This is a genomic window from Allobosea sp. LjRoot90 (genome assembly GCF_964254315.1).
Classification (GTDB): Bacteria; Pseudomonadota; Alphaproteobacteria; order Rhizobiales; family Beijerinckiaceae; genus Allobosea.
On the sequence record NZ_CAXUTF020000003.1, the window covers coordinates 332,776 to 359,507 of the forward strand.

A 26,732-nucleotide genomic window follows, 5' to 3' on the forward strand; every position below is an offset into this window, starting at 1 on the left:
CCGATACCGATATCTCCGGCTCGTGCCGGCTCAGGAACCAGATAAATGGCCCATACCCACGCCAAGGTGATGATCATAGGCTCCGGCCCGGCCGGCTACACCGCCGCGATCTATGCCGCCCGCGCCATGCTCGAGCCGGTCATGATCTCCGGCCTGCAGGCCGGCGGCCAGCTGATGATCACCACGGATGTCGAGAACTATCCCGGCTTCGCCGATGTGATCCAGGGCCCCTGGCTGATGGAGCAGATGCGCGCCCAGGCCGAGCATATGGGCACCAGGATGGTCTCCGACCACATCGCCCGCGTCGATCTCTCGCAGCGTCCCTTCCGTCTCTGGGGCGATGGCGGCGAGACCTATTCCTGCGACGCGCTGATCGTCGCGACCGGCGCCCAGGCGAAATGGCTCGGCCTGCCCTCCGAGCAGGCATTCCAGGGTTTCGGCGTCTCCGCCTGCGCCACCTGCGACGGCTTCTTCTTCCGCAACAAGGAGGTCGTCGTCGTCGGCGGCGGCAATACCGCGGTCGAGGAGGCGCTCTATCTCGCCAATCTCGCCAGCAAGGTCACCCTGGTGCACCGGCGCGATTCGCTGCGCGCCGAGAAGGTGATGCAGGAGCGCCTTTTCAAGCATCCCAAGATCGAGATGGTCTGGAATGCGGAGGTCGCCGAAATCCTCGGCGGCACGCAGCCGCCCTCCGTCACGCATGTCCGCCTGCGCGATCTGAAAAGCGGGGCGTTGCGCGATCTTGCAACGCACGGTGTCTTCATCGCCATCGGCCACAAGCCGGCGACCGAGCTCTTCGCCGGCCAACTCGCCATGCGCGATTCGGGCTATCTCGAGGTCACGCCCGGCACGACCCAGACCAATGTGCCCGGCGTCTTCGCCGCCGGCGACGTCACCGACGAGCATTACCGCCAGGCCGTGACGGCGGCCGGCCTCGGCTGCATGGCGGCGCTCGACGCCGAGCGTTGGCTGATGACGCAGGAACTGGGGATTCGCGAGGCAGCGGAATAGCCGGGGACCGCTCCCATCACTGAAATTGATCAGTTCCAGCACGATATTAACGGCTAAAATCAACCGTCCCGGCAAAGGAGTCGTTGACCGGACAACTCTATCCCCCCATCATGCGCTGAACGCATAACACGGGGGGAACGCGGTGGATTGGGACCGCATCCGAATCTTCTACACGGTCGCTGAATCGGGAAGTTTCACCAAAGCTGGCGACGGGCTGGGTCTCAGCCAGTCGGCCGTCAGTCGTCAGATCGGTGCATTGGAGCGCGAATTGCGCGCGCCGCTGTTCCATCGGCACACGCGTGGCCTCATTCTCACCGAGCAGGGCGAACTGCTCTGGCGCGCTGCGCGCGAGATGACGCAGCGCCTGGAGCGAACGCGCGCGCAGCTCTCGGAGACGCGCGAGCATCCCTCCGGCGAGCTCAAGGTCACCGCCACCCGCGGGCTCGGCGGCCACTGGCTAACGCCACGCCTCGCCGAGTTTCTCGATCTCTACCCCGACATCAAGGTCGAGCTGATCCTCACCGACGAGGAACTCGACCTGTCGATGCGCGAGGCCGACATCGCGATTCGCCTGCGTCAGCCGCAACAGCCAGACCTGATCCAGCGCCGGCTCTTCACCGTGCACTTCCACGTCTACGGCTCACCGGCCTACATCAAGCGTTTCGGCGAGCCGAAGAGCTATGAGGAACTCGACAACCACAGGCTGCTCTCCTTCGGCGCCTCCTCGCCCTCCTATCTGACGGCGGTGCACTGGCTCGGCACGCTCGGCCGCGACCAGCGCAATCCGCGGCCGATCCACCTCACCGTCAACAACATCACGGCGATGAAGCGTGCGGTCGATTCGGGCGCCGGCATCGCCATCCTGCCTGATTACCTGATCGAGGCCGGCTCGCCGCTCGTGCAGTTGATGCGCGAGACCGAGATGCCTCAGCTCGAGAGCTATCTGGTCTATCCGGAGGAGATGAAGTCGGTCGCGCGCGTGCAGGTCTTCCGCGATTTCCTGATCCAGAAGGCGCAGCGCTGGACGTACTGAACGACAGGCAGATGCTGCCGGAAAATCCGGCAGCACTGTGTCTTACGCCGGCTGCGCATGCGTGCCACGCGCGGTCTCCTGGCAATTGTGACGAATTCTAGTAATGGGTCATGTTGCCAGCGCATAACCGACCCGACCAATGCTGCATTGCGAAAAGGCAGGGTCTGCCCGATATTTGGCTCACGGTTGTTCGGAACGGGCTCCGCATCTCCTCCCGGCGTTGAGTTCGTTCCAGCCGTTCCCCTCTGAGATGTTTGGCGCTTTTGCGCTGGATGTTTCAAACTTTCAGGCCGGCTCCTTCGGGACGCCGGCCTTTTTTCTTTATTGGCCCTAGCCCGCGGTCGGATCGAAAAGCCACAGGCCTCGCTCGACATGCAGCGCCGCGCCTATCCGCCTTGACCATGGCCGCCCCCCCGGCCATCGTGCTTACAACGGATCCCCCTTCGCGAGGCCCATATGCGCCGCGTTTCACTCCTCTCCGCTCTCGTCGCCGGGCTGTGCCTGGCCGGTCTTTCTGCCCAGGCGGCAGGCGGGCGCTACGTCAACCCCGCCGATCGGGCGGAAGAACGAATCGTTCCGATGTACGGCAATCTGCCGGCCTGCGAGGATCCAGCCGTACTCGGCGAGATCACCAGCTGGTTCAATTCGCGCGAGGCCAAGTTCTGGGGGCCGTTGCAGGCGATCAGCTTCGACCGCGTCCGGCCCGTCGCCTGGCGTCCCTGGGGCAGCGACTTCATTCCGCGCCGTTTCTGCACCGCCCGCGTGCTGACCAATGACGGCGTGCTGCGCCGGGTCGACTATTCGGTCCGCGAGAATCTCGGGCTGTTCGGCTGGACCTGGAACGTCAACTGGTGCGTCTCCGGCCTCGACCGCCATCGCTCCTATGCGCCCGACTGCCAGATGGCGCGCCCCTGATCCAGCTGACCATGTTTCTGAAACGAGTCGCCCTCGGCCTTCTGGCCATTTGTACGCTGGCCGGCTCGGGCTTCGCGCAAGGCCGCTATGAGCGCGGCGGCTCGCCGGGCGATTTCGACTTCTACGTCCTCGCCCTGTCCTGGTCGCCGGGCTTCTGCGAACTCGATGGCGGCCGCGGACGCAACCGCGAGCAATGCGCTTCCGGCGCCAATCTCGGCTTTGTCGTGCACGGCCTCTGGCCGCAATATGAGCGTGGCTTCCCGAGCGATTGCGGCCCGTCGGGCCGAACACCCTCGCGAATCGCCATGGAACAGGCCGAGGGCCTGTTTCCGACCGAGAGCCTCGCCCGCTATCAATGGCGCAAGCACGGCAGTTGCTCAGGCTCGAGCCCGGCCGACTATTTCGCCGATGCCCGCCGCGCCCGCGACAAGGTCGTGATTCCACCCGCCTTGCAGAAGGGCGACAGCGAGCAGAGCTGGAACGCGCTCGATCTCGAACGCGCCTTTGTCGCTGCCAATCCCGGGCTGCGGACCGACATGATGTCGGTCTCCTGCCGGCGCGGCGTGCTGGAGGAAGTGCGCATCTGCTTCAGCAAGGACCTACGCAATTTCAGGACCTGCGAGGAGGTCGACCGCTCCGGTTGCCGCGCGCGGGATTTTCGCGTCAACGCGATTCGCTGATCCAGGATGAACTACCGCCACGGTTTCCATGCCGGCAATTTTGCCGATGTGCTCAAGCACGTCGTGCTGATGCGCATCCTCACGCATCTCAACGCCAAGGATAAGCCCTGGCGGGTCATCGACACGCATGCCGGCGCCGGTCGTTACGATCTCGGCTCCGAGGAGGCGCTGAAGACGCATGAATGGCGCGACGGCGTCGCCAGACTCGAGCAGGCGCCGCTAGCCCCGAAGGTCGAGGATCTGCTGAAGCCCTGGCGCGAGGCCCTCGCCGCCGCCCGTGCCCGCCATGGCGCCGAGACCTATCCCGGCTCGCCCTGGCTCTGCCGACATGCGATGCGAGCCGACGACCGCCTGATCGCGGCTGAGCTGCACGAGAATACCTTCCGCAAGCTCGCCCAGGCGCTCGCCCGCGACGAGCGCTGCAAGGCACTCGAGATCGACGGCTGGACGGCCTTACGCGCCAATGTCCCGCCGAAAGAGCGCCGCGGCCTCGTCCTGATCGACCCGCCCTTCGAGGAGAAGGACGAGTTTTCGACGTTGGCGGCCGAGTTCATCGCCGCGCACCGCAAATGGCCGACCGGGATCTACGCGCTCTGGTACCCGATCAAGGACGAACGCGCCGTGGAGCGCCTGCTCGAGGCGATTCTCGACGCCGGTATCGGCCGCCTGCTCCGGCTCGAGATCGATGTCGACCGGCCCGATGCCGCCGGTGGCCTGAGCGCGACGGGAATGCTCGTCGTCAATCCGCCCTGGCTGCTGGCAAAGGAAGCCGAGATTCTGCTGCCGGCCCTGTGCGAACGGCTCGCGCAGGGGCCGAGCCCGCGCTATCGCTGCGAAACGATCAGCCCCGACGGCTGAGCGTTCCTGTCCGCCAAGCCAAAGGCCATGACCGATGCTGATCCTGCGCTCCTCCCCGACCTCTCCATTCGGCCGCAAGATCAAGATCGCCATCGCCGAGCTCGGGCTGGACGATCGAATCGAGATCGTGCCGGCCGACACCAACGACCCCGCAGAATCGCTCCGGCGCCAGAACCCGCTCGGCAAGGTGCCGACTCTGGTCTTCGAGGATGGCACGACGCTGTTCGATTCGCGCGTGATCGCCGAGTATCTCGACCATCTCGCTGGCGGCGGCAGGCTGTTCCAGGCGGGCGACGCCCGCTTCGCGCAATTGCGCCTGCAGGCTGTCGCCGACGGCGTCTGCGACGCGGGCTTGCTACAGGTCTATGAGCTTCGCCTGCGCGCGGCCGAGATGCGCAATGCCGCCTGGGTCGAGAATCAGGCCGGCAAGGTTGCACGCGCCCTCGCCTCGCTCGAAGCTGCGCCCCCTGCCTATGACCGGCCGCGCATCGGCGAGATCGCGCTCGCCTGCGCTCTCGGCTATCTCGACCTGCGTTTCGAGGGAGCCTGGCGCGCCAGCCATCCAGCGCTGGTCGCCTGGCTCGACACGTTTGCCGCCAAGGTTCCCGCTTTCGAGGCCACGCGCTTCAAAGGCTAGGCATTTCTCAATCGGCCCCCGACTACCGGAGCCACCACTGCGAGAAGCGCAACGTTGACGCAATCCGGGGACGGCAGAGTTCCGTCTCGTTGGATTAGGTCGCTGCCTCCGCGAAGGCGGATACCCGGAGCTGCACACCCGAAATGACAGCTCGACGCGACAGCCAACAAAAAACCCGGTGGCCGAGGCCACCGGGTTCGCTCTGTCTCCGGAAGGAGAAATCAGAACTTGTAGCTGAGACGGGCGCGCACGACCGAGAAGTCGGTGCCGACCTTGGTGCCAGCGCCAGCAATGTTCTTCTCACCGAGGTCGACGTAGAGGTACTCGACGCCGGCGATGATGTTGTTGGTGAAGGCATACTCGACGCCGCCGCCGACAGCGAAGCCGCCGGTGTGGGTGCGGTCGGACGAGAAGGCCAGGGCCGGGATCGCGGTCTTGACGTTGCCGTAGGCCCAACCACCGGTGGCGTACACCATGAAGCGGTCGAAGGCGAAGCCAGCGCGAGCACGGACGGTGCCGAAGTACTCGGTCTTGACGTTGACCAGGCCGAGGTTGCTGCCGCTGCTGAGGTCAGCGCCCTGGAAGTCGGCTTCAGCGCCGAGGACGAGCTGGCCGATCTGGTAGTTGTAGCCGATCTGGCCGCCACCGATGAAACCGTCGAGATCGCCGACATTGGCGAAGCCGTTGGCATTCACGTTGCCGAAGCCGTAGCCGGCGTTAACACCGACGTAGAGGCCAGTCCAGGTGAACACCGGAGCGTAGACCGGGGCAACAACCGGGCCCTTGCGGCTCGGCAGGTCGGCAGCGGAGGCAGCGCCGGCAGCGAGGAGGCCGAGGGCCGCAACGCCCGAAAGCAGATACTTCTTCATGACAAACTCCTTAGTCATCGTATTTCCCGGCGCTGGCCGGCAGGTGATTTCAGTGACCCCGTTATAGGGTTTGTCGCGAGCCGTGTCTGTTGCGGCGAGAACACATCTGCTTGCCAGACCGAGGCGAAATTGCGGCACGATCCGGAACAAGCAAGGCATATTGGTCAATTCCGGTTAGTCTTTGTTAAGACAGTGTGAATGGCTAACCGATTACTAACGCAACGTCAGCGACTACGCACGGCCACGTCATAACCGCAACAGGCGGCTTTGGGTTCCATCGCCGGACGCAAATCTGCCATGCGCCCCTTGCTTGCAGCCCGCCCCTGCGCGTGCTTTAGCCGACTGGCCCTGCCCAGCCTTCGAGAACAGCGTGCCGCCGCTTTCAATCTTCATCATCGCGCGCGACGAAGCCGATCGCATCGGCCGCACCATAGCGGCGGTTCGCGCGCTCAGCGATGACATCGTCGTGATCGACTCCGGCTCGACTGACGGCACACAGGCAATCGCCACGAAGCTCGGCGCACGCGTGATCGAACGCGAATGGCCCGGTTACGGCCCGCAGAAGCGCTTTGCCGAAGAGCAGTGCCGCCATCCCTGGCTGCTCAACCTCGATGCCGACGAGGTGACGCCGCCAGAGCTCGCAGCTGAAATCGCCGCCCTCTTCGCCGAGGGCGAGCCAGCCCGTGACGCCTACCGCATCCGCATCGCCGAGATCTTTCCCGGCGAAGGAGCGCCCCATCGCTTCGCCTATGCCCTCTCGCCGGTCCGCCTCTACCGGATAGACAAGGGGCGCTACTCGCCCTCCCCGGTGCATGACCGCGTCGATCTCGCCCCGGGCGCCCGCATCGGCAAGCTCAAGGGCACGGTCCATCACTACTCGGTCCGCTCGCTCGGTGAGCAGATGGCCAAGCTCAACGCCTATAGCGACGCACAGGCCGACGATCTCGACGCCCGCGGCGAGACGCTCTCGGTCTTCCGGCTGGTTACCGAATTTCCGGCGAACTTCATCAAGGCTTATATCGGGCGGCGCCACATTCTGCGTGGCGTCTACGGCTTCATGACCGCGATGAACTACGCCTTCTATCGCTATCTGCGCGTCGCCAAGCACTGGGAGCGCCGGCTTCGACGCCGCGTTCCGCGCGCAAACGAAAACGGAAACGAGCATGGTGGCTGAGGTCGCCCTCGTCACCGGCGGTGCCAAGCGCATCGGCCGCGCCATCGCCTTGCGCCTTGCGGACGCCGGCTACGCGGTTGCCATCCATTGCAACACCTCGCGCGCCGAGGCCGAGGCTCTCGCCGCCGACCTCGCGGCTGCGGGTGCCCGGGCCTGTGTCATCGTCGCCGATCTCGCCGATCCGGCCGCCGTCGAGCGGATCGTGCCGGAAGCTGAAGCGCTACTCGGACCGGTCAGCCTGCTCGTCAACAGCGCTTCGAGCTTCCTGGTCGACGATCTGCTCGCGCTCGATGTCCCGACCTGGAATCGGCAGTTCTCGATCAATCTGCGCGCGCCCTCGATGCTCGCCGGCGCGATGGCCAATCGCCTGCCACCGGATAGGCAGGGCGCGATAGTCAACATCGTCGACCAACGCGTCTGGAAGCTGACGCCGCAATATTATTCCTACACCCTCACCAAGGCAGCGCTGCTGACCGCGACGACGACGATGGCGCAGGCGCTGGCTCCGCGCATTCGCGTCAACGCGGTCGGTCCCGGCCCGACCTTCGCCAACCCGCATAATGGCGAGGCGCTGCTCGCGGTCGAGGCTGGCGGCACGCCGCTTGGTTACAAGGTCGAGGCCGCCGACATTGCCGAGGCTGTACTCTATCTCGCGCGTGCCAAGGCGATCACCGGCCAGATGATCGCCGTCGATGCCGGCCAGCACATCGCCTGGCGCACGCCCGACATCGTCGACTGAGAGAAGCCGCTCAGGCCGTCGCGTCGTTACGATAGGCAGCCCTGCCACGGGCTAGCGCATCGGCAAGCAGGTCGAGCCGGTCCTGCCCCCAGAAGATCTCGTCATCCAGCACATAGCTCGGCGCACCGAACACGCCGGCCTCGACCGCCTCCGCGATCGCCGCCTTATAGGCTCGGCTGGTCGCCTCGCTCTCGGCCGCCTCGACCAGGCCGGCAGTATCGAGCCCGGACCGCTCGGCTGCAGCCAGAATCAGCTCCGGCTGTGACATGTTCTGCTCGCGGGCCCAGACATCGGCCAGCACCTCTCCGATAAAGCCGGCCGGATCCTCGCCACGCGCGATGACGGCGAGCACGATCCTGTCCCCCAGCGAGACGTCATAGGGGAAGAACTTCGGGAACAGGGTCAGCGGCAGGCCACGCCTGGCGCGCCAGCGCTGAAGTTCGAGCACGCGATAGCGCTGCCGCACCGGATGCCGCTTCGGCAACGGCAGGCCGCCGGTCTCGTCGAAGACCGAGCGCAGCGGCGTCGGCCGATAGCGAACCGAAAGCCCGTGCTGCCTCGCCAGCTCTATGAAGGTGCCGTGACCGAGATAGGTCCAGGGCGAGAGCAGCGTGAAATAATAGTCGATCTGGCGTGACATCAGGGTCCTCGGGCAAGCAAGAGCCGGACGATGCCCGCTGATGGCTGAACCGGGCAAGCTTGCCCGGTGTGAATTGTCGTGATCGCTCCGATCAACATGACAATGGCGCCGCCGCCGAAGCGGCGGCGCCATGATGAAAATGTCAGGCCGCCGCCTTGTTCTTGATGGCGCCGATGATCGCGGTGAGGATCGCGCCGCCGGCGCCGCCGCTGATCAGGTTGGTGATGATGCCACCAACGCTGAGATTGCCGCCCATTGCTGCGGCGGAGATCGCCGGCAGCAGGACCGGAATCAGCTGGCCGAGTACGCCGCCGCCGACCAGGCCCGCGATGGTATTGCCGATAGTACCGATATCGAAGGTCGGCGAAGCCTTGCCGGCCGCATTACCACCGATCGCGCCTGCGACCAGATTCATCAGGATTTGTTCCATGTTCAATCCCTCAGCCAAGGTGGATGGCGGAGGGAGGATGACTCTCCGTCACGACGCGCGCAACTCGGCATCGATGGAAACAGCGCCTGCAACGGCACGTTGCGCCGACTTACGAACCGAAATCACGAGCCAGTTGCGGCGCAAGCCGGGAGAAATGACCTCTAGCCCAGCGCGATCGCCGAAATCAGGCGACCGTAATCGGCTTCCTGCCGGTGAGTCGTGCGGCGATAGCTGTAGAAGCGCGCCTCGTCGCCATAGGTGCACAAGGCCAGATCATAGAAGCGACCGATCCCGGCCTCCTGGGCGCGATGGGCGATGAAAGCCGGCAAGTCGAACATCGCATGCGCCGGTCGCTCCGAAGCATGGAAGAAGCGGGCGAAGGTCGCGTTCTGCCCCTTGAAGCGCTCGATGAACTCCGGGCCGACCTCATAGGCCGCAGCGCTGATCGTCGGTCCGAGCACGGCGATGATGCGCTCACGCCGCGCGCCGAGCTTCTCCATCTCGGTCACGGTCGAACCGATCACGCCAGAGAAGGCGCCCTTCCAGCCGGCATGGGCTGCGCCGATCACACCGGCCTCGCTGTCCGCGAACAGGATCGGGCCGCAATCGGCAGTGGAGACCCCGAGCGCGACACCGTGGGCGATCGAGACCATCGCATCGGCTTTGGGCCGCTCCGCCGCCCAGGGGCCGGTGACCAAAGCCACATCCGGCGAATGCACCTGATGGACGCTGACCAGCCGGTCGCGCTCGACACCCATCTGCCCGGCCATGCGGGCGCGATTCTCGGCGATATGCGTCTGGTCGTCGTTCGAGCCGAGCCCACCGTTCAGCGAGGCGTAGATCCCGGCGGAGACGCCGCCCTCGCGGGTGAAGAAGGCATGGCGGATGCCCGGCTCATGGGCGAGGTCGGGCGAGGTGATGAACATGGCGGCGCATCCGTTTTAAAGGTCAGCCCTGCTCTGGCAGGCGATGAAGGTCAAATCCGGGCAGCAGCGGCAGCTTCGGGTCCGCGACCGCCAGCACCTTGAAGAGATCGCCCATCGCCGTCGGCCCGGTTTCGATCAGGCGTTCGGCGCCGCTCGCGAGCGCTTCGGCCTGTGCCGGCGTCGCACGTCGCGACAGCGCCTCGAGCCGCTGCTGCAGGCCGAGGGCCAGCAGGAAATCGCGCTGCGTCACCGTACCATGCGCGGCCGCCCCAGCAGCGAGCCCGGCCTGCGCCATCCGGGCGAAATCGACATGCACGGTGAGGTCGGCATCGCCCGGCTCGGCCAACACATCGACGAAGGCGTGGCGCTTGAGCGCCTGCAGCGTGTCGCCGAAGCCGGAGCGGGCCGGACCGTAATCGATGAACAGCCCCGCGCCGTCTTCAGCGGCGACATGACGCGCGACGGCCGCTACCGCTTCCAGTGCCGCCGCCGGCTGCTCCAGCACGGAGCCGGGCGCAGCAACGATGCCAAGGGAGCTGTCGGGCTCATTGGACAAGCCAAAGGCCAGGCGCCCTTCGCCATCGAGCCCAATCAGCCGCTCGCGCCAGCCATCCGGTGTGCGGACGAACTGGTCGAGCGGCAAAGCATCGAGGAACTCGTTGGCGACGACGATCGTCAGCCCTTCGAGCGCCTGGTCGATCCGCTCATGCCATTGCGGCTCCTTACCGCTTCCGGCCAGCGTCGCCCGCTGCCGCTCGCGCAACACCGGGCTGGTCTCGACGAGATGGATCGAGAGCGCTTCGTGGAAGCCGGGCAGCGCCCGCGCCGCCCGCAGCATGTCCCGCATCAGCGTGCCGCGCCCCGGCCCGAGCTCGACGAGGCGGATGGAGGAAGGCGCACCCATCGCCTGCCAGACGCTCGCGGCCCAGAGGCCGATCAGCTCCCCGAAGATCTGGCTGATCTCGGGCGCAGTAGTGAAATCCCCGTCCGCACCAAACGGGTCCTGCTTCATATAGTAGCCACGGCGCGGATGGCCCAAGCAGAGCGCCATGTAGCGGGAGATGCTGATCGGGCCCTCCTGGTGGATCAGTTCTACGATTTCCCGCGCCAGAAGGTTCACGCTTCAGCCGGCCCCTTCCGCCGAAGAACCAATACGAGGCCGGCCAGGAACAGCGGCACCGACAGCACCATGCCCATGGTCAGCCAGCCGGTCCCGAACAGGAAGCCAAGCTGGGGATCGGGTTCGCGGAAAAACTCGCAGGCGGTGCGGGCGATGCCATAGCCCATGCCGAACAGCCCGGCCGCGAGGCCCGGCCGCTTCAACCCGCCCACACGGACCACGATCATCAGGATCACCAGCAGGAAGAGCCCCTCGCTGAAGGCCTCGTAGAGCTGGCTCGGATGGCGCGGAACCGGGCCGCCATGCGGAAACACGATCGCCCAGGGCACGTCCGGCGCCGGCCGCCCCCAGAGCTCGCCATTCACGAAATTGGCGATGCGGCCGAGGAACAGGCCGATCGGCGCCACCACAGCCCCAAGATCGAGCGTCGAGAGCGGCGGATAGCCGCGCCGCCGGGCGAAGACCCATAGGCCCGCCGCGGCGCCGACGAGTCCGCCATGGAAGGACATGCCGCCCTTCCATACCGCGAAGATCTCGAGCGGATTGGCGAGATATTCGCCGAGATTATAGAACAGGACGAAGCCGAGCCGGCCGCCGATCACGACGCCGAGCGCGGCGAACAGCAGGAAATCGTCGAGCGAATCCGGGTCAGGCCGTGTCCGGCCGCCCCAGAGCCGTTCGGCACTGGCGAGCCGGCGCGCATACCACCAGCCGCCGAGCAGGCCGGCGACATAGGCAAGCCCGTACCATTTGATCGAGAGCGGCCCGAGCTGGAGCGCGACCGGATCGATCACCGGAAAGGGAATGGCGAAGACGGGCATGGCACGGGTCCGGGTTGCGCGCTGCGGTGATGCAGGCGGCACGGCGTCCGGGTCAAGAGGTCAGAGAGCCGCGCTCAAGTCCGCCCGCGCGCCCGTGCCTCCGCCAGCATCGGCGCGGCACCCAGTTCGGGTGAGGCCGGCGGCAGATCGGTCGGCAGATGCTGGTGGATCGTCGCCGCCAACTCGTCGAAGCCGTTGTCATAGGTCGAGATGCGCAAGCGCGGTCCCTCGAACGAGGAAATCCAGAGATAGCTGGTCCAGTCCACGCCGATCCGGGCGAGCTCGTACCAGCCCAGCGAGATTGTCCGGCCCAGAATCGTCCGACGCTCGATGCGCTGTTCGTTCCAGCGCACCTGTTCGATCAAGGCCTGAGCTGCAAGGAACATGGTGATGCCTGCGAACGCACTGGTGAAGAGCAGGCCCGAACTCCGCTCGACGCGCCCAGCTGCGACCACCAGCATCGCGACCGCGGTGATCAGCAGGCCGGCGAACAGGCCGAGCCAGAAATACGGGCCGGGCGTCAGATAGCGCCACTCGCCATGTTTCCGCGCCCGTCGCCGCTGCAGGCAGACGCAAAGCGCGGTCAGCGCCATGAAAGCCGGAACGAACAGGGCCGCCTTCATCAGGGCATCGGCAGACATGGCAGGCCTCGGGCCAAGAGGAGCCCGCTTCTACCGGTCCTTGCAGGAAACCCGAAGCGCAACCCGCTGGAATGGCAAAGAAGTCGTTGCCACTCGCTGCCGCTCTGGGGACCGGAATACTTCGGTCAGAACCGTAGCGTTCGTGCTCTCGTATCGTCGCGGTGCCTGTTAGCCTGCCGGCCTAGCCACGCAGGAGAGACCAATGAAGCGAGAAGTCATTCGTGTCGAGCCGTTCTCGGCCTGGGGCGAGCGCCTGAAAGTACCGTTCTCGCCGATGGTCCGCCATGGCGACACGCTGTACGTTTCCGGCATGCCGCCCTTCGACCCTGCGACTGGCGAGATCGTCCAGGCGCCGATCGAGCGCCAGACGGAGATCGTGCTGGAGCAGATGAAGCTCTGTCTCGAAACCGCCGGTTCGTCGCTGGCGAACGTGCTCAAATGCAATGTCTACTGCACCTCCCCCGATAAGTTCGCCGCCGTCAACACGGTCTATGCCCGCTATTTTCCCAAGGACCCGCCGGCCCGCATCTTTCTGTGCGTGCCGGTCTGGTTCGGGCCGTTCGACATCGAGATCGACTGCATCGCTGCAGCCTAGAGACAGCTCCGAAATCTCGGCAGCGCTCCTGACATGACGAAGCGCCTGCGGCATCCTACATGCAGGTCATGAATCGCGAACGCCAAGAGCCACCGGGGCAAGAGCTGCCGGACGAGGACTTCAAGGACGAGGAGGACATCCTTCCCCCGCCCGAAGCCGCGCTCGATCCTGGCGAGGCCGCGCCCGGCGCGCTCAAGGCCGGCATCGAGGTGATCGCCGACTTCGCCAAACACCTGCCGAACCGGCCCGGCGTCTACCGGATGTTCGATCGCGCTGGCGAGGTGCTCTATGTCGGCAAGGCCAAGAGCCTGAAGAACCGGGTCACGGCCTATGCCCGCGGCATGGCGCACACCAATGCTGTCGCGCGCATGATCGCCGAGACGGCGAACATGGAGTTCGTCACCACGGGCACCGAGACCGAGGCGCTGCTGCTCGAATCAAACCTGATCAAGCAGCTCAGGCCGCGCTACAACGTGCTGCTGCGCGACGACAAATCCTTCCCCTACATCTTCCTCTCGGGCGACCATCCGGCGCCGCAGATCGCCAAGCACCGCGGCTCGCGCCAGCGCAAGGGCGACTATTTCGGCCCGTTCGCCTCGGTCTGGGCGGTGGAGCGCACCATCGACGCGCTGCAGAAGGCCTTCCTGCTGCGCTCCTGCTCGGACAGCTATTACGAGAATCGCACCCGGCCCTGTCTGCTCTTCCAGATCAAGCGCTGCTCCGGCCCCTGCACCGGCGAAATCTCGCATGCCGACTATCAGGGCCTCGCCGACCAGGCGCGCGCCTTCTTGTCCGGCCGCTCCTCGGCGGTGAAAGAGCTGCTCTCCAAGCGCATGCAAGCCGCAGCCGAGGAACTCGAATTCGAGAAGGCGGCGCGCTATCGCGACCGGCTGGCGGCGCTCTCGGCCGTGCAGGCCGGGCAGGACATCAACACGCAAGGGGTGGAGGAAGCCGACGTCTTCGCCATCGACGAGCAGGCCGGGCAGTTCTGCGTCGAGATCTTCTTCTTCCGCAACAAGCAGAACTGGGGCAACCGCGCCCTCTTCCCGCGCGCCGACAAGAGCCTGACCCCGGCCGAGGTGCTGGCCTACGTCGTCACCCAGTTCTACGACGACAAGCCGCCGCCGAGGCTGGTCCTGCTCTCGCACGAGCTGGCCGAAGCCGACCTTATCGCGCAGGCCCTTTGCGAACGCGCCGGCCGCAAGGTCGAGCTCGCGACGCCCAAGCGCGGCGAGCGACGCGACCTCGTCGTTCATGCCCAGAAGAACGCGCATGAGGCGCTCGCTCGCAAGCTCGCCGACAATGCCGGCCAGCAGAGCCTGCTCGCCGCGCTCGGCGAAGCTTTCGGCATGGCGAAGGCACCGCGCCGCGTCGAGGTCTACGACAACTCGCACATCATGGGCACGAACGCTGTCGGCGGCATGGTCGTCGCCGGACGGGACGGCTTCATGAAGAGCCATTACCGCACCTTCAACATCTCGTCCGACACCATCGCCGGCGACGATTTCGGCATGATGCGCGAGGTGCTGAAGCGCAGGTTCTCGCGGCTGGCGAAGGAGAGTGGAGCAGCGTCAGCGCTTCCCAACGAAGGCGCTTTCCCTCCCCCTGGTGGGGAGGGGATAGGGGTGGGGGGCGAAAAGCCAGAGCAACCCGCCAGCCCTGCCAGCCTCCGGGTCGATGCCATCGAATCCATTCTGCCAGCGCTCGCCAAGCGGGACGCCCCCCACCCCATCCCCTCCCCACAAGGGGGAGGGGTTGAGCCCGAATCGGACATCTCAGAGCCCGACGACACCGCCTTCCCCTCCCGCCCCGACCTCGTCATCGTCGACGGCGGCAAGGGGCAGTTCGAGGCGGCGCGCAAGATCATGGCCGAATGCGGCATGACCGACATCGCGCTCGTCGCCATCGCCAAGGGCGAGGATCGCAACGCCATGCGCGAGACCTTCTTCATGGTCGGCCGCGAGCCATTCAAGCTGCCGCCGCGCGATCCCGCCCTGTTCTTCATCCAGCGCCTGCGCGACGAGGCGCATCGTTTCGCCATCGGCACGCACCGCGCCAAGCGCAAGCGCGACATCAAGACAAACCCGCTCGACGAGATTCCGGGCATCGGCCCGTCGCGCAAACGCGCGCTTTTGCTGCATTTCGGCACGGTGAAGGCGATCCAGCGCGCCAAGCTCGACGATTTGATGCGTACGCCCGGTGTCAACGCCGCCACGGCCAAGGCGGTCCACGCCCATTTCCATGAGCATTAGCGCGTTCATTCGGTCGAGATCAGCAGAGCAACGAGAATTCGCGCCAGCTCACAAATTTGAGCATGTTCTCGCCGCGAAGCTGCTGTCCTTGGTGCGGGACATGTGTGGCGAATGGCCGGGTCACACTCTTGCGTGTTGACGCTGTCATGAAGGGGCTGTTTTGGTGAGCGTCGTGACAAGTCTGAACGAAGCCATCCGCCGGCGCGGCCCCTGGTCCTTGCCGAACCTTCTGACCTACGGCCGCATCCTTGCGATTCCGGCGCTGGTCGCGCTGCTGTTTTGGCCCTGGGACGCCTGGGCGCGCTGGACGGCCCTGGCGATCTATGTCGTCGCCGCCGTCACCGACTATCTCGACGGCTGGCTCGCCCGCAGCTGGGGCCAGCAATCGGCGATCGGCCGCATGCTCGACCCGATCGCTGACAAGCTGCTGGTTTGCGCCCTGCTGCTGATGCTGGTCCATACCGAGACGATCAAGGGCTGGGCGATCTGGGCGGCGATCGTGATCCTCTGCCGCGAGATCCTGGTCTCCGGCCTGCGCGAGTTCCTGGCGGAGCTGCAGGTCAGCGTCCCCGTCAGCAAGGTCGCCAAATACAAGACCACCGCGCAATTGTTCGCGCTCGGCTTCCTTGTCGCCGGCCCCGCCGGCGACAAGGTGCTGCCCTACAACACCCAGATCGGCATCGTGATGCTGTGGATCGCGGCGCTGCTGACGATCTACACCGGCTGGGATTATCTCAATTCCGGCATCCGCCACCTCGTCCAGGAGGACGAGCGCACGTCATGAACACGGCCATCACCGAGCCTGCCAGCTTGCGCCTGGTCTATTTCGCCTGGGTGCGCGAGCGCATCGGCCTCACGGACGAGACCGTCACGCCACCCGCCGGCACCACGACCGTCGCCGACCTGGTACGCTGGCTGAAGACGCGCGGCGAAGGCTATGAACTCGCCTTCGAAAACGAGGCGATCGTGCGAGCCGCGATCGACCAGACCCATGCCAAGCCCGCGACATCGATCACCGGCGCGCGCGAGATCGCCTTCTTCCCGCCGATGACCGGCGGCTGAGCCGGCGCCATGACGCCGCTCGTCCGCATCCAGCGCGAGGATTTCGACATCGGCGCCGAGATCGCGGCACTGACGCGTGGCAACGCGAACATCGGCGCCGTCGTCAGCTTCGCCGGGCTCTGCCGCGACGAAAGCGGCCGCCTCGCCGCGCTCGAACTCGAGCACTATCCGGGCATGGCCGAGACCGAGATCGAGCGCGTCGCGGCAGAGGCCGCTGCGCGCTGGCCGCTCTCCGGCCTCGTCGCCATCCACCGCTTCGGGCTGATCAAGCCGGGCGAGCAGATCGTGCTGGTGATCGCGACCTCGAGCCATCGCCGCGAAGCCTTCGAGGCGGCCGACTTCCTGATGGACTATCTCAAGACCCGCGCCCCATTCTGGAAGCGCGAGCACCTCGCCGACGGCACGCTCGGCGGTTGGGTCGAGGCCAAGGCGGATGACGACGATGCGGCAAGACGCTGGGACTCGAACTGATGACCTCGCGTCGCCACGTCGCCGGTCTCTGCCTCGCGCTGGCCGCGAGCCTCGTTGCGGGTCAAGGAAGCGCTGGCGAGAGCAAGGTTTTTCGGGATTGGGTCGCCGGATGCGACAATCTCCGCAAGTGCACCGCTTTGTCTCTGCCGGGTGAAGCCGCCGACACGCTCTCCTATGTCAAGGTGGCGCGCGGCGGCGGCCCCGTCGATGCCGCGACGCTGTCCCTGCAGATCCGCGACACCAAGCTGAAAAAGTCCTTCGAGGCCCGGCTGACGATCGACGGAGCCGCGTTCCCGATAGCGGAGCGGACATTCGGCGGCACCTCGAGCGATGGCGAGGTCGGCGAAATCGATCTGCCGCAGCAGGATGGCGAAGCGCTGATTGTAGCCGCGCGCAAAGGCACGAAACTCGGAATCGCCTTCGACGACAAGACATTCTCCCTCTCGCTCGCCGGCGCTGTAGCGGCATTGCTCTTCGTCGATGAGCAGCAAGGCCGGCTCGGCACGGTGACAGCGCTGATCCGAAAGGGTGACAAGCCGGCCGCATCGCTGCCCGCTGCACCGGCTCTGCCGGTCGTGACGTCACAGGCGACGGCCAGCCTGCCCAAGCTGAGCGAGAAGGACGCCAAGGCGCTGCCCCGCGCGCTACGCGCCCATCTCAAGCGTGCCGCACCGGACAGTTGCGACGATGCGGAGGAGGGTTCCGAAAGCTATGACAGCGTCTGGACGATGGGCCCGCGCAGCTACCTCGTCGGTCTCGTCTGCTATCGCGGCGCCTACAATATCGGAACCGGCTACTGGCTGGTCGAGCAGGGCAAGGTGGCGAACTCGCGTCGCATCGCCTTCCCGACGCCGTCGGGCAAGCCGCAGGATGATCTGGTCAACAGCAGCTACGACCCTGCCTCGGGCCTGATGGATTTCTTCAGCAAAGGCCGAGGCCCGGCCGATTGCGGTTCATCCGGCATCTACGCCTGGACCGGCCGCGCCTTCGTTCTGGCGAGTTGGAACGAGATGAGTGTCTGCCGCGGCCTGCCGCCTGACGAATGGCTCAACCTGTTCCGCAGCGAGCACAAAGCGGTGAAATGAAAAATCCCGGGCGGCCAGGGCCACCCGGGACGGATTTGATCAGGACAACGCTAAGGCTCAGGCCGCGACCTTGGACTTCTGCCGGACCTCGTCCGAATAGTCCTCCATGATCACCTTGCCCATATTGCCGGTGATGAACTTGTAGGGCCCGATCTCGGAGACGAGCGTCACTTCGGCGGCCGAGCCGGTGATGAAGCACTCGCTGAAACCTTCGAGCTCCTCCGGCCGAATCCGGCGCTCGACCACCTCGAAGCCGCGCTTCCGGCAGAGATCGACCACCGACTGGCGGGTGATGCCGTTCAGGAAGCGATCGGCTAGCGGGGTGTGAACCACGCCGTCCTTGATGAAGAAGATGTTGGCGCCGGTGCACTCGGCGACATTGCCTTCCCAGTCGAGCATCATCGCGTCGGCATAGCCGCCGCGCTCCGCCTTGTGCTTGGAGAGCGAGCAGATCATGTAGAGACCGGCCGCCTTGGCATGGACCGGTGCGCAGGCCGGGTCGGGCCGGCGATATTCGGCAAGGTCAAGGCGCACGCCCTTCAGCTTCTGGGCCATGTCGAACATGCTCGGCCACTCCCACACCGCGATCGCCGTGTGGATAGTATTGTTCATGCCCGAGACCGCCATCATCTCCGAGCCGCGCCAGGCGACCGGACGCAGATAGGCGTCCTTCAGGCCGTTCTCCTTCAGGCAGAGATATTTGGCGGCGTCGATTTCGGCGACCGAGTACGGGATCGTGAAATCCATGATCTCGGCCGACTTGTGGAAGCGCTGCGAGTGCTCGGTGCACTTGTAGATCACGCCGTCATAGGAGCGTTCGCCCTCGAAGACGCAGGAGCCATAGTGCAGGCCGTGGGTGAGTACGTGCACCTTTGCCTCCTTCCACGGCACGAGCTTGCCGTCGAACCAGATGACGCCGTCGCGCTGATCGAAAGGAATGACAGACATGATACAGTCCTCCAGGTGCTTTTCTTGCAGGCACTCCGCCACAGGCTCAAAGTGCGTGCAAGCGCGGTATCAATGCTGCGCCAGAACCGGCGCCCGCGACATAATCGGTCGCCCCGCGTGCTTGACCGGTAATCTTCCGTCTGAGATATGTCAACAAGGCTGACATAAAAAATGAGCGTGATGGTGAGCACACCCGTATTGCATCCGGCGCCTGCCGCCTCGCCCGAGGCGCCGCATACCGACGTGCCCTACGATCTGATCGAGCTTTTCTTTTTCGCCTATCGCGACTTCGTCGGTGATCCCGACCGCATCCTCGCCGATTACGGCTTCGGCCGCGCCCATCACCGCGTGCTACATTTCGTCCAGCGCCGGCCGGGGCTGACCATCGCCGAGCTGCTCGACATCCTGCAGATCACCAAGCAGAGCCTGAACCGGGTGCTGAAGGAGCTGGTCGAGACCGGCTTCGTCGAGTCGCGCACCGGCACGCAGGACAAGCGTCAGCGCAATCTCCACGCCACCGCCACTGGCCGCGAGCTCGCCGTCAGGCTGGCGCAGTTGCAGGCCAGGCGCATCAACGGCGCGCTTGCCCTCATCGGACCCGAGGCGGGTGAGATCATTTCTCGCTATCTGGCGGGCATGATCGACCCATCCGAGCGCGAGAAGGTGCAGGACCTGCTCGCCGGGCCACGATGAGCGCGTTGCGCCCGGCTCAAGCGGTTGCAGAACGTTAGACAATGTTATCTGAGACTTGACCAAGCCCGGCCTTTGCCTGGAAGGCCTGTGCTACCCTGGGAGAACGAAGCGGTGCGCTCAGCCAGCGCCGAAGACGGGAAAGGTGCCCAGATGGCGGCCAGCGTGCTCAAGCCAGTGCCAGATGACGCCCCGCATGTTCTGGTGGTCGACGATGACCGCCGCTTGCGCGACCTCCTGGCGCGCTTTCTCGGCGACCATGGCTACCGCGTCACCACCGCCGCCAGCGCGGCCGATGCCGATTCCCGGCTGGGCCGTCTCGTCTTCGACGCCATGGTGCTCGATGTGATGATGCCGGGCGAGAACGGCTTCGACTTCGCCCGCCGCCTGCGCCAGAGCTCGCAGGTGCCGATCCTGATGCTGACCGCCCGTGCCGATCCGAACGACCGCATCAACGGCCTGGAGATCGGTGTCGACGACTACCTCGCCAAACCCTTCGAGCCGCGCGAGCTGATCCTGCGCCTCGGCAACGTCCTGAAGCGCACCGCCCAGCCCGAGGCGCCCGCTGCGCCGATGCGGCCCGACTATGTCCGCTTCGGACCCTTCGTCTTCGGCCTCGCCCGCGGTGAGCTCCGCCAGGGCGAGGAATCGATCCGCCTGACCGAACGCGAGCGCGAAATCCTGACTGCCCTGGCCGAGCGCGCTGGTGAGCATGTCCCACGCGAGCAGCTCGCCAACCAGGGCTCAGCCGCCAACGACCGCACCATCGACGTGCAGATCAACCGGCTGCGTCGCAAGATCGAGCGCGACCCGGCCGATCCGCTCTATCTCCAGACTGTGCGCGGCATCGGCTACCGCCTCGTCGTCGACAGGTCCTGACCGGCATGGCCGACGCTTCGCTCCGGCGCCGTCTCGTCCCGCTCGTCGCAAGGGCGGCAGCCGGGTTGCAGGCTGTCTGGAACAGGGCCGCGCCGGCACTCTCCGCCGTATTCAGGCCGCTGCGGCGCCTGCCGGACCGGTCGATGCGCCCGATCGCGCGCATCATGCCGAAGGGGCTCTATCCGCGCGCCCTTGTCATCGTCATCGCGCCGGTCGTGCTGCTTCAGTCGGTCGTTGCCTATGTCTTCATGGAGCGGCACTGGCAGACGGTGACGCAGCGGCTTTCCTCGGCGGTCGCCTCCGAGATATCGACCCTCATCGACGTCTATGAGAGCTACCCGCAGGACGATCAGGCGACCATCCTCGGCCGTATCGCGGAGGATCGGCTCGGCATGGATGTCGAGATCCTGCCCGACACCGACCTGCCGGCGCCCGGCCCCCGGCCCTTCTTCTCGCTGCTCGACAGCGCGCTCTCGGCCGAGCTCGCCCAGCAGGTCAAGCGCCCCTTCTGGCTCGACACGGTCGGGCGCTCCAGCCTGATCGAGATCCGCATCAAGCTCGGCAAGGACGTGATGCGGGTGCTGACCCGCCGCAGCCAGGCCTATGCCTCGAACAGCCACATCTTCCTGCTCTGGATGATCGGCACTTCGCTGATCCTGCTCACCATCGCGGTGCTGTTCCTGCGCAACCAGATCCGGCCGATCCTGCGCCTCGCCGACGCCGCCGAGGCCTTTGGCAAGGGCCGCGACGCCGATTTCCGGCCGCGCGGCGCGAGCGAGGTCCGCCGTGCCGGCAACGCCTTCATCGAGATGAAGCGCCGTGTCGAGCGCTCGATCGGCGAGCGCACTATGATGCTGAACGGCGTCAGCCACGACCTGCGCACCATCCTGACCCGCTTCAAGCTCTCCCTCGCTCTGCTCGAACGCTCGCCCGATCTCGAAGCGCTCGAGAAGGATGTCGACGAGATGAGCCGGATGCTCGAGGACTATCTCGCCTTCGCCCGTGGCGATGCCGGCGAGGCGCCGGTCGAGGCCGATATCCGCGCGCTGCTCGAGGCGCTCAAGGCCGACGCCGAGCGGCAGGGCCACCAGACCGAGCTCACCGTCATCGGCGACCCTCTGGTCGTGGTCCGGCCCGATGCGATCCGGCGCCTGCTCACCAATCTGGTCTCGAATGCCGCGCGCTTCGGCGACCGTATTGCCATCCGCGCCACCCATGACGCGCGCTATCTGATCGTCATGGTCGATGATGACGGCCCCGGCATCGCGCCGGAACTGCGCGAGGACGTGTTCAAGCCGTTCTTCCGGATAGATGAGGCGCGCAATGTCGATGGTGGCGGCACGGGCCTGGGTCTCGCCATCGCCCGCAACATCGCCCGCTCGCATGGCGGCGACATCATCCTCGGCGAGTCACCGCTGGGCGGCCTGCGCGCGACGGTCAGGCTGCCGGTCTGACAGGGCTGGCCCACGGAGCAGCGCCGTCTTTCCGGGGTTTTGCGCAGCTAAGAGCCCGGAACCCATGAACACGACGCTTCCCCAAAGGACGTAGCAATTGCCACGTCTTTGCGATGGAGGTCGGTGTTCATGGGTTCCGGGCCCACGCCTTCGGCGCGCCCCGGAATGACGGGCTGAGCTAGTGGTGCCACAGGGCCTTGCGAGCCGTGTCGTTCACCCGCTCGACGTCGCTCCGCGACAAGCCGATGTCGGAGAGCGCCTGATCGTCCATGCTGTAGAGCGTGCGTGCGCTGGCCCGCTGCGTGAGCCAGTCCTCGAAGCGCAGGAACAGGCCGGTGAGTCCGTGCGCAGCATGCTGCGTCGCGGAGAACGAAAGATTTTCTGTGGCGGTCATGGCCGACATGGCGGCCTCCTTTGACAAGTTCTATGCCCAAGAATTTGGGGGTTGCAGCGCTCTGAAGCAAATGAGAAGTTCTTTGCCTTAGCCCAAGCAGAACTTGGCCATGCCATGATCCGCCGCCACCTGCCGCCCCTGACCTCGCTGCGTGCCTTCGAGGCCGCGGCACGGCATCTCAACTACGAGCGCGCCGGCGATGAGCTCGCCGTCACCGCCAGCGCGGTCGGCCAGCAGATCAAGACTCTCGAAGCCTGGCTTCGCCGTCCGCTCTTCACGCGCTTGCCGAGCAAGGGTGTCGCGCTGACCGCGCTCGGCCAGCGCTATGCCGCTTCGATCTCGCTACTGCTCGACCAGCTCGACGAGGCTACGGCCCGGGCGCTGCGGCCCGACGCGGCCAATGTGATCACGGTCAGCACCATGCCGAGCTTCGCGCTGAGTTGGTTGATCCCGCGGCTCAGCTCGCTCAAGCAGCGTCACCCGGAGTTGGAAGTGCGCATCTCGGTCTCGCTGCACCTCACCGATTTCGCCCGCGAGGATGTCGATGTCGCAATCCGCTATGGGCGGGGTGCCTATGCCGGCCTGCTCTCGGAACTCTTGATGACCGAGACCTTCTTCCCCGTCTGCAACGCGTCGCTTCTCAGCGATCCCGAGCGACCGTTGCGCCAGCCCTCGGACCTGCGCCATCACACCTTGCTGCACGAACTGGCCGAAGGCATTCCGGAATATGTGACATGGCGGCAATGGCTCGCCTTCGCCGGCGTCGACGACATCGACGCGACGCATGGCCCGCGCTTCTCGCACACCTTTCTTGCCTTGCAGGCCGCCTCCTCCGGCCAGGGTGTCGCCTTGGCCACCAGCGCCCTGATCGGCGACTATCTCGAAGCCGGGCGTCTCGTCCGCCCCTTCCCGCAGCAGCTGCCCGGTGGCTCTCAGTACTATGTGGTCTGCCCCGAGGCAGTCGCGGAGCGGCCAGCGATCGCCGCCTTCCGCGGCTGGATCCATGAAGAGGCCGCCAAGTATGCGAACCTGCGCTGACCATTCAAACCCGCGATAAGGCGCTGCCCGGATGCGCTTGCCCCCAAATGGGGCTGGCGCGCGGGCGCTGCGCTCCTCATGATCGGAAACGACGCATCGGCCAGCCGATGGACAAGGGGGGAAGTCGATGATCGCGATGATGAGACGGTTGCTGCTTTCGGCGCTGTTGGCGCTGCTGCCTTGCGCCGCCACAGCGGAGGAAGTGGTCGAGCTCGGTGGCTTCTTCGGTGGCGGCAAGGCCCTGCTCAACAAGCCAGCCGGCAAGGCTCGCGCCGGGGTCGTGCTGTTGACCGGTGGCGACGGCTATATCGGCATCGGCGGCGACGGCAGCGTCGAGCGCAGTGGCAACTGGATCGTCCGGACCCGCGCCGCCTATGCCAGGAGCGGCATCGCCAGCATCACGCTCGATGGCGGCGCCGATCCGAACAAGGCGATCGAGCTGATGCGCACCATCGCGCCGCGCGTCGTCGTCGTCGCGATGAGCCGCGGCGCGCTGAAGGTGCCCGGCACGCTTTCGGCCCGGCCCGACGGAATCGTCTTCGCCTCGGCCATGCTCGATGCCGCCAAGCCTTCGCTCGGCGATCCCGCCGGCCTGCCGCCGACGCTGATCATCCAGCATCGCCAGGACAGCTGCCGCGTGACGCTGCCGGAGTCCGCTATCGCCTTCCAGCAATGGACCGGCAATCGCGCCCGCCTGCTCTGGATCGACGGCGGCACCTCCACAGGCGATCCCTGCCAGGCGCGCGCCTATCACGGCTTCATTGGCCGCGAGGGCGCCGTCGTCTCGGCGATCACCGGCTTCGTAGGGTCGCTGCGCTGACTTTCAGTGCTCGGGCCTGATGACTGGCAGCTGCTGCAGCCGGCTGGCGGCATAATCCAGGAAGGCACGCACCTTCGGCTGAAGGTGCTGCCCGCTCGGCACGACGAGCTGAACCGGTGCGGCCAGCGGCTCCCACTCCCGCATCACCCGCACCAGCGTGCCGGCCTCGAGATCCGGAGCGACCTGATAGGACAAAGCGCGAGCGATCCCGCGCCCGGAGCGCGCCGCGATCAACGCCGACTCGACCTCATTGACGATCAGGCGCGGCGTTACTGTCACAGTTGCGCTGCGCGCGCCGCCGGCGAAGCGCCAGAGCATGGTCTGGCCGGCAGCGATGCTGGCGATGGTGTCGTGGTCAACCAAATCGGCCGGCCGCATCGGCATGCCGCGGCGCTCCAGATAGGCCGGCGCGGCGACCAGAACGCGCCGGACCTCGCCGACCTTGCGCGCCACCAGTCGCGAACTCGGCAAGGCGCCGATCCGAACCGCGAGATGCAGGCCCTCCTCGATCAGGTCGAGATTGCGGTCGGCCAGCACCAGCTCGATCTGGATCTCCTGATGCAAGTCGAGGAAGTCGGCCACGACCGGCGTGACGTGGCGCCGCCCGAAGGCGAGCGGCGCGGTGATCCTGATCAGGCCGCGCATCGGCGCCGCGGTTACGCCCGAGAGGGAGGCGTCATACTCGGCGAGGATGTTGCGGGCCGAGGCTGCGAGCTCCCTGCCCGCCTCGGTCGCCATCAACTGCCGGGTGGTGCGCGCGATCAGCCTGACGCCGGCGCGTTCCTCCAGCGCTGCGAGGGCCCGCGTCACCGCCGGCCGCGAGCGCCGGAGCTGGCGCGCCGCGCCGGCGAGGCTGCCAGTGTCGATGATCGCCACGAAGATGGCGAGTTCGTCGAGACGATCCATGATCGTTCCATCAGAGGGAATTCTGATTTGCCAACCTATCAGCTATCGCTCGATTTCTGAAACAATCACAATCCACCTTGCTCAATAGCGAGGCCCTGATGACCCAAGCCAAGATTACGCTGCACGGCACCGCCCTGTCGGGCCATACCCATCGCGTCGAGCTCCTGCTGCGCGCGCTCGGTCTCGATTTCGACTTCGTTCCGGCCCCTGCCGAGGTCCGCCGTAGCGAGGCATTCCGGACGCTCAACCCGCTCGGCCAGATTCCAGTGCTGCAGGACGGTGATCTCACCTTGGCCGACAGCAATGCGATCCTGGTCTACCTGGCGAAGCGCTACGCACCACAGAGCGACTGGTTTCCGGCCGAGCCGGTCGCCGCCGCGCAGGTGCAGCGCTGGCTCTCGATCGCTGCGGGCGAGGTCATGCACGGTCCGTCGATCGCCCGGATGATCGCGCAGTTCGGCTTCCCCGACGATCCGGTGCGGGCCGAGCGTATCGCGGCCCGGCTGCTCGCCTTCATGGAAGAGCATCTCGCTGGCCGCAGTTACCTCGCCGCCGAACACCCCACGCTCGCCGACCTCGCCTGTTATTCCTATGTGGCGCACGCGCCGGAAGGCGGAATTCCGCTAGATCCCTATCCGGCAGTGCGGGCCTGGATCGCACGTATCGAGGCCCTGCCCTTCTTCAAGCCGATCCCGCCATCACCCATCCCCGTGAAAGGCTGACGTCATGGACGCCTCTCCGTTCCACGAAGGCGAGCTCGAGGCGCAGGCACGTGCCGGCGAGAGTTCGCGCGGGGCCGGCATCCGCGACTTCATGCCGGACCAGCACCGCGATTTCTTCGCGCTGCTGCCCTACCTCTTCGCGGCGGGACGCGATGCGCGGGGCAAGCCGATCGCGACGATCCTCACCGGGCCGGAAGGCTTCGTCACGAGCCCGGCGCCGAATGCGCTCGCCATCGCTGCCCTGCCCGGCCCTGACGATCCGGCCAATGCCGCGTTGAGCGCGGGGGCGCCGATCGGCCTGCTCGGGCTCGATTTGCGCACACGCCGTCGCAACCGGGCCAACGGCATCATCAGCGAGCGTGACGGCAACGCGCTCCGGATCGCCGTGACGCAGAGCTTCGGCAATTGCGCCAAGTACATCCAGCTCAGGCAGCATGCGTTCGCCCCCACCACAGCCGGCACTGCAGCCGAGGAACTCACCAGCCTGGATGGCGCGGCCCGCGACCTGATCCTGCGCTCGGACACGCTCTTCATCGCCAGCGGCTCGGAAAGCGGGCTCGACGTCTCGCATCGCGGCGGCAGGCCGGGCTTCGTCCGGGTCGAGGGCGGACGGCTGACCGTGCCGGACTTCGCCGGCAACAGCTATTTCAACACCTTCGGCAATCTGCTGCGCGAGCCGGCGACAGCCCTGCTCTTCATCGACTTTGCCAAGGGTGACCTGCTGCAGTTGCAGGGCACGGCCGAGATCGTCTGGGGCGGGCCGGAGCTGGCCGGGCTCGATGGCGCGAGACGTCTCATGCACATCGAGGTGACGCGCGCCTGGCGGCGCAAGGCGGCACTGCCCTTGCGCTGGGCCGAGCCCGAGCCGGCGCCGACCACATTGGCGACCGGGACCTGGCGGAGCCACGAGGCCGCCTGACGG

Annotated in this window: 31 protein-coding genes; 21 read left to right on the forward strand and 10 right to left on the reverse strand. The window is 66.2% G+C overall.

All coding sequences use genetic code 11. From position 1 onward, the window contains the following. The first annotated feature begins 45 nt into the window (after positions 1-45). The 6 genes from trxB (at position 46) to ACSQ3M_RS13690 (ending at position 5,134) form a co-directional block, all read left to right on the forward strand. The gene (trxB, locus tag ACSQ3M_RS13665; protein ID WP_436150625.1) at positions 46-1,011 is read left to right on the forward strand and encodes a thioredoxin-disulfide reductase; all 966 of its coding nucleotides are present in this window, start codon (positions 46-48) and stop codon (positions 1,009-1,011) included. Between the two features lie 142 nt (positions 1,012-1,153). Next, a complete protein-coding gene (locus ACSQ3M_RS13670; RefSeq protein WP_110488827.1) occupies positions 1,154-2,044 on the forward strand; it encodes a LysR family transcriptional regulator in 891 nt (296 codons plus the stop codon). 456 nt (positions 2,045-2,500) lie between these two features. After that, positions 2,501-2,959, forward strand: coding sequence for a hypothetical protein (locus ACSQ3M_RS13675; protein WP_436150626.1), 459 nt, complete (start codon positions 2,501-2,503; stop codon positions 2,957-2,959). An 11-nt stretch (positions 2,960-2,970) separates the two neighbouring features. Further along, positions 2,971-3,639 (forward strand): ribonuclease T2 family protein, encoded by a 669-nt coding sequence (locus ACSQ3M_RS13680; RefSeq protein WP_436150627.1) that lies wholly within the window; start codon positions 2,971-2,973, stop codon positions 3,637-3,639. Positions 3,640-3,645: 6 nt separating this feature from the next. Continuing rightward, positions 3,646-4,497 carry a 23S rRNA (adenine(2030)-N(6))-methyltransferase RlmJ gene (locus ACSQ3M_RS13685; protein ID WP_436150628.1) on the forward strand — a complete coding sequence of 284 codons (852 nt, stop codon included), beginning with the start codon at positions 3,646-3,648 and terminating at the stop codon, positions 4,495-4,497. Between the two features lie 34 nt (positions 4,498-4,531). Next, positions 4,532-5,134: a glutathione S-transferase family protein gene (locus ACSQ3M_RS13690; protein ID WP_436150629.1), complete on the forward strand. Its 603-nt coding sequence runs from the start codon at positions 4,532-4,534 to the stop codon at positions 5,132-5,134. Between the two features lie 221 nt (positions 5,135-5,355). On the opposite strand, the gene ACSQ3M_RS13695 is transcribed toward ACSQ3M_RS13690, so the two are convergent. Next, positions 5,356-6,003: an outer membrane protein gene (locus ACSQ3M_RS13695; RefSeq protein WP_110488823.1), complete on the reverse strand. Its 648-nt coding sequence runs from the start codon at positions 6,001-6,003 to the stop codon at positions 5,356-5,358. 370 nt (positions 6,004-6,373) lie between these two features. Here ACSQ3M_RS13695 and ACSQ3M_RS13700 point away from each other — a divergent pair, with 370 nt between their 5' ends. Together ACSQ3M_RS13700 and ACSQ3M_RS13705 are read left to right on the forward strand one after the other, a co-directional pair. Further along, positions 6,374-7,177, forward strand: coding sequence for a glycosyltransferase family 2 protein (locus tag ACSQ3M_RS13700; RefSeq protein WP_436150630.1), 804 nt, complete (start codon positions 6,374-6,376; stop codon positions 7,175-7,177). Beyond that, positions 7,167-7,916: an SDR family oxidoreductase gene (locus tag ACSQ3M_RS13705; protein ID WP_436150631.1), complete on the forward strand. Its 750-nt coding sequence runs from the start codon at positions 7,167-7,169 to the stop codon at positions 7,914-7,916. Before ACSQ3M_RS13700 ends, ACSQ3M_RS13705 begins: the two co-directional genes overlap by 11 nt. Before the next feature lie 10 nt (positions 7,917-7,926). Here ACSQ3M_RS13705 and ACSQ3M_RS13710 read toward each other — a convergent pair whose 3' ends face one another. The 6 genes from ACSQ3M_RS13710 to ACSQ3M_RS13735 all read right to left on the reverse strand — a co-directional run bounded on the left by ACSQ3M_RS13710 (position 7,927) and on the right by ACSQ3M_RS13735 (position 12,494). Further along, positions 7,927-8,556, reverse strand: a complete 630-nt coding sequence (locus ACSQ3M_RS13710; RefSeq protein WP_436150632.1) for a 2-hydroxychromene-2-carboxylate isomerase — start codon at positions 8,554-8,556, stop codon at positions 7,927-7,929. 142 nt (positions 8,557-8,698) lie between these two features. Beyond that, a complete protein-coding gene (locus ACSQ3M_RS13715) occupies positions 8,699-8,986 on the reverse strand; it encodes a hypothetical protein (protein WP_284171218.1) in 288 nt (95 codons plus the stop codon). Between the two features lie 161 nt (positions 8,987-9,147). Next, positions 9,148-9,912, reverse strand: a complete 765-nt coding sequence (pgeF, locus tag ACSQ3M_RS13720) for a peptidoglycan editing factor PgeF (RefSeq protein WP_436150633.1) — start codon at positions 9,910-9,912, stop codon at positions 9,148-9,150. A 22-nt stretch (positions 9,913-9,934) separates the two neighbouring features. Then, entirely contained in the window at positions 9,935-11,032 is a 1,098-nt protein-coding gene (locus ACSQ3M_RS13725) for a class I SAM-dependent methyltransferase (RefSeq protein ID WP_436150634.1), read from the reverse strand. Continuing rightward, the gene (gene lgt / locus ACSQ3M_RS13730) at positions 11,029-11,853 is read right to left on the reverse strand and encodes a prolipoprotein diacylglyceryl transferase (protein WP_436150635.1); all 825 of its coding nucleotides are present in this window, start codon (positions 11,851-11,853) and stop codon (positions 11,029-11,031) included. The genes ACSQ3M_RS13725 and lgt overlap by 4 nt, the downstream gene beginning before the upstream one ends. Positions 11,854-11,927: 74 nt before the next feature. Next, positions 11,928-12,494, reverse strand: coding sequence for a hypothetical protein (locus ACSQ3M_RS13735; protein ID WP_436150636.1), 567 nt, complete (start codon positions 12,492-12,494; stop codon positions 11,928-11,930). Positions 12,495-12,696: 202 nt separating this feature from the next. Between ACSQ3M_RS13735 and ACSQ3M_RS13740 the strand changes: the two genes are divergently transcribed. From ACSQ3M_RS13740 to ACSQ3M_RS13765, 6 genes are all read left to right on the forward strand, one after another. Continuing rightward, positions 12,697-13,089 (forward strand): RidA family protein, encoded by a 393-nt coding sequence (locus ACSQ3M_RS13740; RefSeq protein WP_436150637.1) that lies wholly within the window; start codon positions 12,697-12,699, stop codon positions 13,087-13,089. 68 nt (positions 13,090-13,157) lie between these two features. Continuing rightward, the gene (gene uvrC, locus ACSQ3M_RS13745) at positions 13,158-15,341 is read left to right on the forward strand and encodes an excinuclease ABC subunit UvrC (protein ID WP_436150963.1); all 2,184 of its coding nucleotides are present in this window, start codon (positions 13,158-13,160) and stop codon (positions 15,339-15,341) included. Between the two features lie 160 nt (positions 15,342-15,501). Beyond that, the gene (gene pgsA / locus ACSQ3M_RS13750) at positions 15,502-16,125 is read left to right on the forward strand and encodes a CDP-diacylglycerol--glycerol-3-phosphate 3-phosphatidyltransferase (protein ID WP_436150638.1); all 624 of its coding nucleotides are present in this window, start codon (positions 15,502-15,504) and stop codon (positions 16,123-16,125) included. Between the two features lie 26 nt (positions 16,126-16,151). After that, the gene (moaD, locus tag ACSQ3M_RS13755; RefSeq protein ID WP_436150964.1) at positions 16,152-16,403 is read left to right on the forward strand and encodes a molybdopterin converting factor subunit 1; all 252 of its coding nucleotides are present in this window, start codon (positions 16,152-16,154) and stop codon (positions 16,401-16,403) included. 9 nt (positions 16,404-16,412) lie between these two features. After that, positions 16,413-16,874 (forward strand): molybdenum cofactor biosynthesis protein MoaE, encoded by a 462-nt coding sequence (locus tag ACSQ3M_RS13760; RefSeq protein WP_436150639.1) that lies wholly within the window; start codon positions 16,413-16,415, stop codon positions 16,872-16,874. Further along, a complete protein-coding gene (locus ACSQ3M_RS13765) occupies positions 16,874-17,959 on the forward strand; it encodes a DUF1176 domain-containing protein (protein WP_436150640.1) in 1,086 nt (361 codons plus the stop codon). Before ACSQ3M_RS13760 ends, ACSQ3M_RS13765 begins: the two co-directional genes overlap by 1 nt. A gap of 57 nt (positions 17,960-18,016) precedes the next feature. Here ACSQ3M_RS13765 and ACSQ3M_RS13770 read toward each other — a convergent pair whose 3' ends face one another. Then, positions 18,017-18,907, reverse strand: coding sequence for a branched-chain amino acid aminotransferase (locus ACSQ3M_RS13770; protein WP_436150641.1), 891 nt, complete (start codon positions 18,905-18,907; stop codon positions 18,017-18,019). A gap of 183 nt (positions 18,908-19,090) precedes the next feature. On the opposite strand from ACSQ3M_RS13770, the gene ACSQ3M_RS13775 reads away from it, so the two are divergent. The 3 genes from ACSQ3M_RS13775 to ACSQ3M_RS13785 all read left to right on the forward strand — a co-directional run bounded on the left by ACSQ3M_RS13775 (position 19,091) and on the right by ACSQ3M_RS13785 (position 21,930). Then, positions 19,091-19,600 carry a MarR family winged helix-turn-helix transcriptional regulator gene (locus ACSQ3M_RS13775; protein WP_436150642.1) on the forward strand — a complete coding sequence of 170 codons (510 nt, stop codon included), beginning with the start codon at positions 19,091-19,093 and terminating at the stop codon, positions 19,598-19,600. A 150-nt stretch (positions 19,601-19,750) separates the two neighbouring features. Continuing rightward, complete coding sequence (locus ACSQ3M_RS13780; protein ID WP_436150965.1) at positions 19,751-20,476, forward strand: response regulator; 726 nt, start codon at positions 19,751-19,753, stop codon at positions 20,474-20,476. A gap of 143 nt (positions 20,477-20,619) precedes the next feature. Further along, the gene (locus tag ACSQ3M_RS13785; RefSeq protein ID WP_436150643.1) at positions 20,620-21,930 is read left to right on the forward strand and encodes an ATP-binding protein; all 1,311 of its coding nucleotides are present in this window, start codon (positions 20,620-20,622) and stop codon (positions 21,928-21,930) included. Between the two features lie 178 nt (positions 21,931-22,108). Here ACSQ3M_RS13785 and ACSQ3M_RS13790 read toward each other — a convergent pair whose 3' ends face one another. Beyond that, on the reverse strand, positions 22,109-22,333 hold the full coding sequence (locus ACSQ3M_RS13790; RefSeq protein WP_436150644.1) for a DUF1127 domain-containing protein: 225 nt from the start codon (positions 22,331-22,333) through the stop codon (positions 22,109-22,111). A gap of 105 nt (positions 22,334-22,438) precedes the next feature. On the opposite strand from ACSQ3M_RS13790, the gene ACSQ3M_RS13795 reads away from it, so the two are divergent. Together ACSQ3M_RS13795 and ACSQ3M_RS13800 are read left to right on the forward strand one after the other, a co-directional pair. Then, entirely contained in the window at positions 22,439-23,362 is a 924-nt protein-coding gene (locus ACSQ3M_RS13795; protein ID WP_436150645.1) for a transcriptional regulator GcvA, read from the forward strand. Between the two features lie 127 nt (positions 23,363-23,489). Then, entirely contained in the window at positions 23,490-24,182 is a 693-nt protein-coding gene (locus ACSQ3M_RS13800) for an alpha/beta hydrolase (protein ID WP_436150646.1), read from the forward strand. 3 nt (positions 24,183-24,185) lie between these two features. Here the strand turns inward: ACSQ3M_RS13800 and ACSQ3M_RS13805 are convergent, their stop codons facing one another. Beyond that, on the reverse strand, positions 24,186-25,088 hold the full coding sequence (locus ACSQ3M_RS13805; protein WP_436150647.1) for a LysR family transcriptional regulator: 903 nt from the start codon (positions 25,086-25,088) through the stop codon (positions 24,186-24,188). A 98-nt stretch (positions 25,089-25,186) separates the two neighbouring features. Here ACSQ3M_RS13805 and ACSQ3M_RS13810 point away from each other — a divergent pair, with 98 nt between their 5' ends. Beyond that, positions 25,187-25,810: a glutathione S-transferase family protein gene (locus ACSQ3M_RS13810; RefSeq protein WP_436150648.1), complete on the forward strand. Its 624-nt coding sequence runs from the start codon at positions 25,187-25,189 to the stop codon at positions 25,808-25,810. Positions 25,811-25,814: 4 nt separating this feature from the next. Beyond that, positions 25,815-26,729 (forward strand): pyridoxamine 5'-phosphate oxidase family protein, encoded by a 915-nt coding sequence (locus ACSQ3M_RS13815; protein WP_436150649.1) that lies wholly within the window; start codon positions 25,815-25,817, stop codon positions 26,727-26,729. Positions 26,730-26,732: the final 3 nt, after the last annotated feature.